6 protein-coding genes are annotated in these 10,221 nt (G+C 61.8%); 5 read left to right on the forward strand and 1 reads right to left on the reverse strand.

The window, feature by feature from the left end; all coding sequences use genetic code 11:
* Positions 1-401 precede the first annotated feature (401 nt).
* Positions 402-2,750, reverse strand: coding sequence for a beta-glucosidase family protein (locus SMD10_RS21190; protein ID WP_331687739.1), 2,349 nt, complete (start codon positions 2,748-2,750; stop codon positions 402-404).
* Between the two features lie 601 nt (positions 2,751-3,351).
* Here SMD10_RS21190 and SMD10_RS21195 point away from each other — a divergent pair.
* From SMD10_RS21195 to SMD10_RS21215, 5 genes are all read left to right on the forward strand, one after another.
* Positions 3,352-4,641, forward strand: a complete 1,290-nt coding sequence (locus SMD10_RS21195) for an ABC transporter substrate-binding protein (protein WP_331687740.1) — start codon at positions 3,352-3,354, stop codon at positions 4,639-4,641.
* A 69-nt stretch (positions 4,642-4,710) separates the two neighbouring features.
* Positions 4,711-5,580: a carbohydrate ABC transporter permease gene (locus SMD10_RS21200; RefSeq protein ID WP_331687741.1), complete on the forward strand. Its 870-nt coding sequence runs from the start codon at positions 4,711-4,713 to the stop codon at positions 5,578-5,580.
* 1 nt (position 5,581) lies between these two features.
* A complete protein-coding gene (locus SMD10_RS21205) occupies positions 5,582-6,481 on the forward strand; it encodes a carbohydrate ABC transporter permease (RefSeq protein ID WP_331687742.1) in 900 nt (299 codons plus the stop codon).
* 3 nt (positions 6,482-6,484) lie between these two features.
* Positions 6,485-7,570, forward strand: coding sequence for an ABC transporter ATP-binding protein (locus tag SMD10_RS21210; RefSeq protein ID WP_331687743.1), 1,086 nt, complete (start codon positions 6,485-6,487; stop codon positions 7,568-7,570).
* A 93-nt stretch (positions 7,571-7,663) separates the two neighbouring features.
* Complete coding sequence (locus SMD10_RS21215; RefSeq protein ID WP_432757291.1) at positions 7,664-10,015, forward strand: beta-glucosidase; 2,352 nt, start codon at positions 7,664-7,666, stop codon at positions 10,013-10,015.
* Positions 10,016-10,221: the final 206 nt, after the last annotated feature.

Here is a 10,221-nt window from a genome sequence, read left to right on the forward strand (position 1 = left end):
CTCGACGGCGCCGTGCCGATGCTTCATCTGCCAAGATCTCCCGCGGCGAATGCCGAAGAAGATGGGCTCAAGTTAGAGCGGGATGCGCTCACCTATGGTCGCGCCGCCGCTTAAACTCTTTGTTTTATTCGCATTGATGCGACGTCAGGTGATTCCACCTGAGTGCAAAATGCTCGAGGGCCGCCGCTCCGCTGCCGACGTCTCGGAGCTGTCGCTTATCGCGCTCCGCCCCATCTTTGGCCGCCGGGCGACGGCAGCGCCCGCCAGCCCGATGAGCGCATCGACGTCGCGCGGCCCGAGCGTTTCGGCCGATGCCTTCAGGATCGGATCAGGCGGGCGCCCGGCTCTGCGCGACTTGGAGGCGTGCGGAACGACCAACGGCCGGTCGCTGACCCCCTCCCTCAGGTCGGATCGCCCGAAAGTTCCTCGTTGATGCGCTCGAGGACAGCGGCCAGGCCGGTTTTGGAAATCCGGTCGCCGACCGCCCACAGCAGGGTGTTGTAGATGCCGAGGAACGAGGTGCTGCAGAAGTCCAGGACGCGCGCGGCTTCGGCTTCCCCAAGGGCCAGTTCGTGTTCCAGGAAGTCCTTTAGCCGATCGCGAGCGATCGCGTGTTCGAACACCCGGTAAGGTTGGCTATCGACGGAAAGACGGCTCCGCGGCGCCCGCTTTGCCTCGACCTCGACCGTCGCGGCCAGACGGATGTCGCGGGAGGAGGCGCCGATCTCGATCGTCATAGGGCCTGGATCGAGCAGCCATTGGGCGTTTTGGGGGTCGAAGTACCGCAGATCCTTGCCGTCCAGCAGAACCTCCACCCGTTTCGTCTCGCCGGGCGCCAATGCGACTTTCGCGAAGCCTTTGAGCTCTCGCACTGGACGGTGAAGACGGGGTGCGTGGGGCCGGCAATAGACCTGGGCGATCTCCTTGCCGGCCCATGATCCGGTGTTCGTGATTTCGAAGGAAACGGTCAAGCGGCCTTCTTCGCCGACGCTGTCCGCGTCGATCGACAGCTTCTCATAAGCGAAGGAGGAATAGCTCAAGCCGAAGCCAAACGGAAAGAGCGGCTCGATCCTGCGGCGATCGTAGTAGCGATATCCGACGAAAATCCCTTCGCTATAGACATGGCGATCATTTTCGCCAGGATAGGTCAGTAAGCCGGGGGTGTCCTCGAGTCGGACCGGAAAGGTCACGGTGAGCTTGCCGCACGGGTTCTGCTCGCCGAAAATCACGTCGGCGAGCGCTTGGCCGCCGCCCTGGCCGGGGAAGAACGTCGCGATGACGGCCGCCACCTGGTCGATCCAGGGCATTTCGACGGCATCGGGAGAGGCGACGATCACCGCGATCCTGGAATTAACGCGAGCTAGGCGAGCGATCAATTCGTCCTGGCCCTCATCGAGGGACAGATGCTGCCGATCCGAGCCCTCGCCATCATACCCGACGGCGGTGTTGGCGAAGACGAGGACGACCTCGGCCGCGGCGACAGCCTGTTCGCTCTCGCTGTTCCGGGAACCGAAGTCCTCGAAACTATGATAGCTGACCGCGGCATCGCCGGCGAGCAGCCGAATGGCTTCGAGAGGAACGTCGACCTGCGTTGGGCGGGTGGTGGCGCAGCCAGACCCTTGGATGACGGGGCTTGCGGCCCCCTCGCCGACGACCGCGATCCGACGGATCTTCGCTGTGTCGATCGGCAGAAGCTGCGCCTCGTTCTTCAATAGGACGATCGACTCCGCCGCCATGCGGCGGGCGAGCGCGTGATGCTTGTCGAAATCGCACACAGCATGTGGGCGCTCGCCGTTCTTGGCGCGCCGGACGAGCCGAAGCACACGCAGGCAGGAGCAATCGAGATGCGCATCCGTTACGGAGCCGTCGGCGATGGCGTCGCTCAGATCCACCTTGCGGGCACCGCTCTCCGGCATATCCAGATCGTTGCCGGCGAGGAGCGCGGCTGGACGATCCTTGATGCCGTGCCAGTCCGAAACCACGACGCCGTCATAGCCCCACTCGTTGCGCAGGACCTCGGTCAGCAGCCAGGCGCTCTGCGCCGTCTGAACGCCGTTCAGCCTGTTGTACGAGCTCATCACGGTCCATGGAGCGCTCTTGTCAATCGCCCTCTTGAAGCCGGCAAGGTAGATCTCGCGCAAGGCGCGTTCATCCACGACCGAATCCATGGTCGTGCGCTGTACCTCCGAGTTGTTGCAGGCAAAATGCTTCAGCGCGGCGCCGACACCGTTGTCCTGAAGACCGGCTATGACCGCCGCTGCGATGTCTCCCGTCAGCATCGGATCTTCGGAATAGTATTCGTAGCTTCGTCCGGCGAGCGGCGTGCGGCGGATATTGATGCCCGGACCCAAGAGCAGATTGACGCCGAAGGCTTGGCATTCGGCCGCCAAAGCTTCGCCGAGTTCATAGGCCAGCGCCACGTCCCACGCGCAGGCCAAGGAGGACCCGTTGGGAAAGCAGGTGGCGGGTCGGGTCGACCCGAACGCTGCCTCGACACCGCTCGGTTCGCCCTGGTTAACAACGCCGAGGAACAGTTCCAGTTGGCTTCGACCGGCTTCGACGCCATCGATCTGCTCGACCGAATACCGGACGCCATACGTCCCGTCGGTCATCAGAATCGGTGGCACGCCAAGCCTCTCGATGCCGTCCGTGCGCCAAAGACCGTGACCGCTCAGGAGTCCGATCTTCTCGTCCTTCGTCATGGCGGCCACGATGGCTGTCAGATCCTCGTCCGAGGCGCTCCAAGTCATCAGCAGATCCTTTCTTTGCCGGGAGGTGATCGTGGCGCCACCTTTGGGCCGGCGAGCCAGTGTGCGCTTGTGCAATGCGCTGCGGTTGGAGCGGAGACGGCAAGCCGGACCGAGCTTTGTGGCTATGGGCCGCCGTCCGAGCACCGCGCCGCGGCCGGAGGCGTCATCGCGGCCGCACCGCAGACAGACCGAGCCGGGCGGTTTCATCGGAAAGCCAATACCCTTGCGGGTATGCCAGCTGCCAGCGCCGTCCGTCCTCGTCGGAATCACCCCGCTTTTCCATTCGAAAAATCCATCGGTTTGCACGTTCGGCACTCTTAGGACGTCGTGGTGGGGCTGCGAAATCGAATTTTCCGTCCTTCCGGTTCGGCAAGACCGATGGCCTCACTCTGCCGCCCTATCGCCGCGTAGGAGATGGCTGGTTAGGCTTTTCCAAAGCATCGGCAACAAAAAAGTTTGTTTTTGCGACGCTAAGGCCGTGCTTTTCTTCGAATGTGAAAGACGGCTACCCGCATTTTTCGAGCGTGCTGGCGCCGCGCATAAAGCGATGCCGAGTTCGTAGCCGACATGTCATATCTTCGCGGCCGCAACTCTGATCGAGATGTGGCGGCGCGTCCGACCCCAATGCCATCGTCCGACCTCCGAAAAAGAAAGCAAGGGTGAAGCAATGAACAAAATGTCGCTCATCGCCGCCGCTGCGGCTGTGACGCTGCCGGCCGGATCCGCCTTCGCCCAGCAGGTGGATGTGGTGCACTACTGGACCAGCGGCAGCGAAAGCAGCGCGCTGAAGGTGTTTGCCGACGCATTCAAGGAACGTGGGGGGACCTGGGTCGACAATGCCGTGGGCGGCATCGACAACGCCCGTGCCGCCGTCCTCAATCGTGTGGCTGGCGGCAATCCGCCTGCGGCGCTTCTCGACAATATCGGCAACATGAAACTCTTCGCGGAGCAGGGCATCCTTAGCCCGCTGGCACCAGACGTGGCGAAGGAGATCATTGCCCATACACCGCAGTTCCTCGTTCAAAAGATGACGGTGGACGGCCAGATCTATGCCATCCCGGTCGACATCGGCGGCAACAACTGGATGTGGTACTCGAAGAAGGCATTCGACGACATCGGTGCCGAACCGCCGCAGACGTGGGATGACTTCTTCTCAGTCGCCGAAGATCTCAAAGCGAAGGGCTACATCCCGCTTGCCATGGGCGGCCAGCCCTGGCAGGAGGCCTCCTTGTTCTACGGTGTCATGCTGGCCCAAGGGCGCGACTTCTACAAACAGGTGATGGTCCAGCATGATCGCGATGCGGCGAGCGGGCCGGACATGGTCAAGACCTTCGAGACTCTTCGCAAGCTCAGCGGCTATGTCGACGAAGGCAGCCCGGGCCGGAACTGGAACGACGCCACCAACCTCGTCATCACGGATAAAGCCGCCATTCAGATCATGGGTGACTGGGCCAAGGGTGAATTCCTGAATGCCGGTCTGACGCCCGGCAAGGAGTTTGGTTGCGCTATGGCTCCGGGCACCGCCGATTCCTACATGATGGTCGTCGACCTGTTCGATTTCCCGAAGGTCTCCGATCCTGATGCGGTGGCGGGCCAGAAGCTTCTGGAGCAGGTCCTGGCTGACAAGACGCTTCAGGCGGACTTCAGCAAGGTCAAGGGTTCGCTGCCGGCCCGCCTCGACGCAGATCTGTCGGATGCCGACATGTGCCTGCAAATGGGTCAGAAAATCATGAGCGACCCGGACGCGCCGGTGCCGAACTACGAGTTCGTCATGTCCGCCGATCAGGAAGGACAGGTCGCCGATCTCATTTCCAATTTCTGGAGTTCGTCCGACATGAGCCCCGGCGATGCCACCGAGCAATTTGCCGAAATCGTGACGGCTGAAGAGTAATAAGACTCGTATCGTCCGGTCTGGAGGACCTCCTCAGGAAACCTTCGGTCCCGTCCAAAGGTGGGGATCTTGCAGGCAAGCCAATCACGAACCATCGCCAAGATCATCGTCGCGCCGACCGTCGCGGCGATGATCTGTTGCTTCTACCTGCCGATCTTGTGGAGTGCGTATATCTCGTTCACCAACTCCACCATGTTTCCCAACTATACGTTCGCGGGCCTGGTGCAGTACACGCGCCTGTTCGCCACGTCCCGCTGGCACACGGCCTTCTCCAACATGCTGATCTTCGGCGTTCTGTACGTCGGCTTCTCGCTTGCGATCGGTACGTTCCTGGCGATCGTGATCGATCAGAAAGTGCGCCTGGAAAGCGTCTTCCGCACCATTCTGCTCTATCCGTTGTCGATGTCCTTCATCGTGACCGGCCTGATCTGGCAGTGGCTCTTGAACCCGTCGATGGGCATTCAGCATCTGGTGCAAACGCTCGGCTGGACGACCTTCCGGTTCGATTGGATCACCCAGCGCGACATGGCCATCTACACCGTCGTCATAGCCGCCGTCTGGCATTCGTCGGGGCTGGTCATGGCCATTATGTTGGCGGGGCTGAGGGGGGTCGATACCGATCTTCGCCGCGCCGCCCGGATCGAGGGGATCCCGGTATGGCGGACATATGTCAGCATCATTTTGCCGCTGTTGAGACCGTTGATGGTGACATGCGTCGTGCTTCTCATGATCTATGTCGTGCGCAGCTATGACATCGTGGTGGCGATGACGCAGGGCGGGCCGGGCAACGGCAGCGACGTGCCGGGCAAGTTCGTCGTCGACATGGCCTTCCAGCGCGGCAATATCGGCCAGGCCTCGGCCGCCGCCATGGTGATGCTGGTGACCGTCATCACGGTCCTGGCGCCTTATCTCTACATCGAGACGGGGCGGGAGCGCTGACATGGCGGATCTAGCGCCTTCTCCACCCGGCAAAGTGTCTTCATCGGCTTGGCCCAAATGGCGTTCTCGGTTCTCCATTTATGTCATTCTGATCGCGGCGGCGGCCTTCTTCTCGATTCCCCTGATCATCATGGTGTTGACATCGTTGAAGACGGCAGCGGAAATTCGCGAAGGTACCATCTTCACGCTGCCGCAGAGCCTCGATCTCAGCGCCTGGGTCAAGGCATGGAGCAGCGCCTGCACCGGCCTGAGTTGCGAAGGTCTATCGGTCGGGTTCTGGAATTCCGTACGAATTCTGGTGCCAAGCGTCGCGATTTCGATCTTCTGCGGCGCCATTACGGGATACGCCATGGCCATCTGGCGGTTTCGCGGCGTCAATGCGCTTCTCATCGCGCTCATGCTCGGCGCCTTCATCCCCTATCAGGTCGTGCTCTATCCCCTGGTGAAGCTGACCAGCTTCGTCGGCCTGTACGGCACCCTGCCGGGAATCATCGTGCTGCACGTCATCTTCGGTCTGCCGCTGATGGTCATGCTCTTCCGCAACTTCTATGTCGGCGTCCCCTCGGAGCTGATCAAGGCGGCCCGCGTTGAGGGGGCGGGATTCTTCCGCATCTTCTTCGAGATCCTGCTGCCGATGTCCGTCAACATGCTGATCGTGGCTCTCATCCTGCAAGTCACCGGCATCTGGAACGACTATCTTCTGGGACTGATTTTTGCGGGGGCGCAAAATCTTCCGATGACCGTCCAACTCAACAACATCGTCGTGAATGCGCACGGCAACGTGGAATACAATGTAAACATGGCCGCTACGATTTTGACCGCCCTTCCGACGCTCGCCGTCTATTTCCTCTCCGGCCGCTATTTCGTTCGGGGCATCGCCGCCGGCGCGGTGAAAGGCTGAAGCATGTCCGGTATCGTCATCCAGGGCCTGAACAAGCATTACGGACGGGAGCACGTTCTCAAGACAATCGATCTGGAGGTCGAACCGGGAGAATTCGTCGTTCTGCTGGGACCCTCTGGCTGCGGAAAATCCACCCTTCTCAGTGCTATAGCCGGCCTGGACGAGATCACGTCCGGCGAGATCCGCATCAAGGGGACGGATGTCGCGCGCCTCGATCCGAGCCGGCGGGGCATCGCGATGGTGTTCCAATCCTACGCGCTCTACCCGACGATGACCGTGCGCAAGAACATGTCGTTCGGACTGCGCGTCGCTGGATTCGGCAAAGCGGAGATCAAGCGCCGCGTGGCCTGGGCCGCCGCGCTTCTCCAACTCGAGCATCTTCTCGACCGGCGGCCGAGCGAACTGTCCGGCGGCCAGAGACAGCGTGTGGCGATCGGCCGGGCGCTCGTGCGCAAGGCCGAGGTCTATCTGTTCGACGAACCGCTCTCCAACCTCGACGCCAAGCTGCGCACCGAAACCCGCCTCGAATTGAAGAAGCTGCATCAGGATCTCGGCTGTACGATCCTCTATGTGACGCACGATCAGGTCGAGGCGATGACGCTGGCGACCCGCATCGCCGTGATCAACAACGGATCGGTCGAGCAGTACGGCGATCCAGGCAGCATTTACGACCGGCCGGCGAGCCTTTTCGTGGCGAGCTTCGTCGGATCGCCGGCGATGAACTTCCTTCAAGGCGAGATCGCACTTGTCGATGGAGGCGCGGAAGTCGATATCGGCGGCTCGCGCCTGCCGCTGGATCGATACGCCTTCGCGACGCCGCTGGAGCATGGCCGGAAGGTCGTTCTCGGCATCCGACCTGAAGATGTGCATATCGATCCGGCGCCGGGCTTGAGTGCGCCGATAGCTGCGACTCCACAATTCCTGGAGCCTATGGGAGCCGACACGCTCGGTTGGTTCGATGCCGGACCGCGCCGACTTTCAGCCCGTCTTCTTCCTCAACGCGCGAGGGAGATGGCGGGACAACAGGGACTTTGCTTCGACCTTGGCAAACTCTCCCTGTTCGATGCCCGGACGAACCTCAGGCTTTAACGGGCCGGTGATCGTGCCCACCCAGAAAGGCCGCGCTCTCAACACCTTGCCAGCACCATCGACGGTCCCCCATTTCGACATGAAAGCATGACGATGTCTGATCGTTCCGCAGAAATCAAAGCGATCGTTGCCGGCCTTTCGAACGAGGAAAAAGTCGACCTCGTCAGCGGCTTCAACATGTGGAAGACCCGCGCGATCGAGAGGCTCGGCATACCTTCGATCGTCATGACCGACGGCACCTACGGGGTGCGCTACTCGATCGGCCAGATCGACAACGATGCGGCAGGCGGGCAGGATCTGGACGCCTTTTTGTCGGTCGTCAATCAGCGTGCCGACGGTGTCCAGACAGCCTGGGGGACAATGAAGCCGGCGACGTGCTTTCCCAACGGCTCGGCGTTTGCCTGTTCCTGGGACGTCGACTTGGCCTACGAATTGGGAACCGCTCTGGCGCGGGAATGTCGGGCGATGAACGTGCATCTTCTGCTCGGCCCCGGCATCAACATTCGTCGCACGCCGCTGGGCGGTCGCTCTTATGAATACTACTCGGAGGATCCAGTCGTTTCCGGCGAGCTCGCCGGCTCCGTCATCACTGGCCTCCAGGACCATGGTGTCGGAGCCTCACTGAAGCACTTCGCCTGCAACAATTCCGAGGTCGAGCGCACCACCATGGATTCGGTGGTCGAGGAGCGCGCCCTGCGCGAGATCTACCTCGCCGGCTTCCGGCGCGCCATCGAGAAGGGCAGGCCGTGGACCGTCATGAGTTCATACAACAGGCTCAACGGGGTGCAAGCCGCTGAAAACCGGTGGCTGCTCCAGCGTGTGCTGCGTGACGAATGGGGCTATGACGGGCTGGTCGTTTCGGATTGGCACGGCATCAAGGATCGGCCCGCTTCGCTTCTGGCCGGCAATGACCTCGATATGCCGGAAAGCAGCACGCGCAAGCGCGATCTGCTCGCCGCGATTCGCGAAGGTGCGGTGCCGGCCGAGACGGTGAAGCGCGTCTGCGAGCGGGTTCTCGCGATGGTTTTCCGGGCCAAGGAACATGAGCAGTGCGCAGCCGAATGGGATGCAGAAAGCCATCACACGACGGCGCGCAGAATGGCGGCGGAGTCGATCGTTCTTCTGAAGAACGACGGCATCCTGCCGTTGGACATGGGCAAGATGCGGCGGATCGCCGTGGTCGGTCGAGCCGCAATCGAACCGGTCATTCAGGGCTCGGGATGCGCGACGACCACACCGACGGCGGTCGACGGTCCGCTGGAAGAGATCCGCAAGGTGGCGGGATCGGGCGTGACGGTCGATTACGTGGCCGCGGCGTCCGATCCAGAGCTGTTGTCGAGCGAGGAGGCGACGATATGCGCGCGTGCGGACGGCGTCATCGTCTTCGCCAATACCGAAGTGGGCTATGACGGCGAAGGGTCCGACCGTAGCCATCTCAACCTAGCCCCCGGGCAAGACGCACTCATCGGTCGAATCTCCGCACTCAATCGGCGCGTCGTCGTCGTGCTTGCCAATCCCGATGCCATAGTCATGCCCTGGCTCGACGAGGTTGGGGCAGTGCTCGAGACCTTCTTCGCGGGCCAGGGAATGGGCGCTGCGGTCGCTGATATCCTATGCGGGCGAACCGTCCCGTCCGGCAAGCTGACCACAACCTTCCCCGCGCGTATCGAAGACATCCCCGGCTATCCGGATTATCCGGGCGAAAACGGCCGGCACGTCTACAGCGAAGGCATTTATGTCGGGTATCGTTACTACGACAAGCGTGGGATCGAGCCGCTCTTTCCCTTCGGCTTCGGTCTCAGCTACACCTCCTTTGCCTATGCCGACTTGACGCTCTCCCACTCGCGTATTGCCCCCGGCGAGGGCCTCGACATCTCGTTCTCGTTGACCAACGTGGGCGGCCGGGCCGGCAAGGAGATCTACCAAATCTACATCGAGCACGGGGCGCCCCGGCTCCATCGCGCGCCCCGCGACTTGAGGGCCTTTGCCAAAGTGGCATTGGAGCCGGGCGAGACCAAGCGCGTGACGCTTCGCCTGAATTCCCGCGATTTCGAGGTTTACGATCCGACGCGTGGGGCTTGGGTTCTCGACGACGATACGGTGCACATTTGCGTTGGCGCCTCCTCGCGCGACATCAGGCTTTCGGCGCCGGTCGAGACGATGGCCCCAAACAAGCGCTACCGTCGTCTCGCACGAGACACGCAACCAGTCTTCATCCTCGACAACCCTATCGCGCGGCCAGTCTTTGTCCGTTTCGTTCGTGAACAGTCGGGACTTTCAGACACCGATGCCGAGCGCATCCTGGAGCACTGCCGCGGGTCGTTCTTCGGGATATTCACGACGCTGGATCGCCGGCTGCGGATGACGTTTTCACCGAGCGCGGTCGAGGCCGTGATTGCAGAAGCCAACAGAGCTATGGATGAAGCAGAGACCGAGCATGCTTGACAGCGGATCGCTGTTGTCATGGCTCGGCAGTTGCCTGACATGGGTGGACCGATAGCCGCTTCGTCCGGCAAGCCAGCGAGTCGTCCGTGAAGAAGGCTGATCAAGCCGCCTGGGCAGACTCGGTCGGGGTGATGGGCGCCAGGAGAGCGGCTTTGATGAAGGCGATAAAAAGCCAGAGCCAGGCGAGGAGCCGTCGGAAGTTGTAG

Origin of the sequence: Consotaella aegiceratis (assembly GCF_036541425.1) — a bacterium.
GTDB lineage: Bacteria > Pseudomonadota > Alphaproteobacteria > Rhizobiales > Rhizobiaceae > Consotaella > Consotaella aegiceratis.

Excerpts from the sequence above, each read along its gene's own strand:
- SMD10_RS21205 (WP_331687742.1), top strand. The coding sequence starts at position 5,582 with ATGGCGGATCTAGCGCCTTCTCCACCCGGCAAAGTGTCTTCATCGGCT.
- SMD10_RS21195 (WP_331687740.1), top strand. The coding sequence starts at position 3,352 with ATGTGGCGGCGCGTCCGACCCCAATGCCATCGTCCGACCTCCGAAAAA.
- SMD10_RS21215 (WP_432757291.1), top strand. The coding sequence starts at position 7,664 with ATGTCTGATCGTTCCGCAGAAATCAAAGCGATCGTTGCCGGCCTTTCG.
- SMD10_RS21190 (WP_331687739.1), bottom strand. The coding sequence starts at position 2,750 with ATGACTTGGAGCGCCTCGGACGAGGATCTGACAGCCATCGTGGCCGCC.
- SMD10_RS21210 (WP_331687743.1), top strand. The coding sequence starts at position 6,485 with ATGTCCGGTATCGTCATCCAGGGCCTGAACAAGCATTACGGACGGGAG.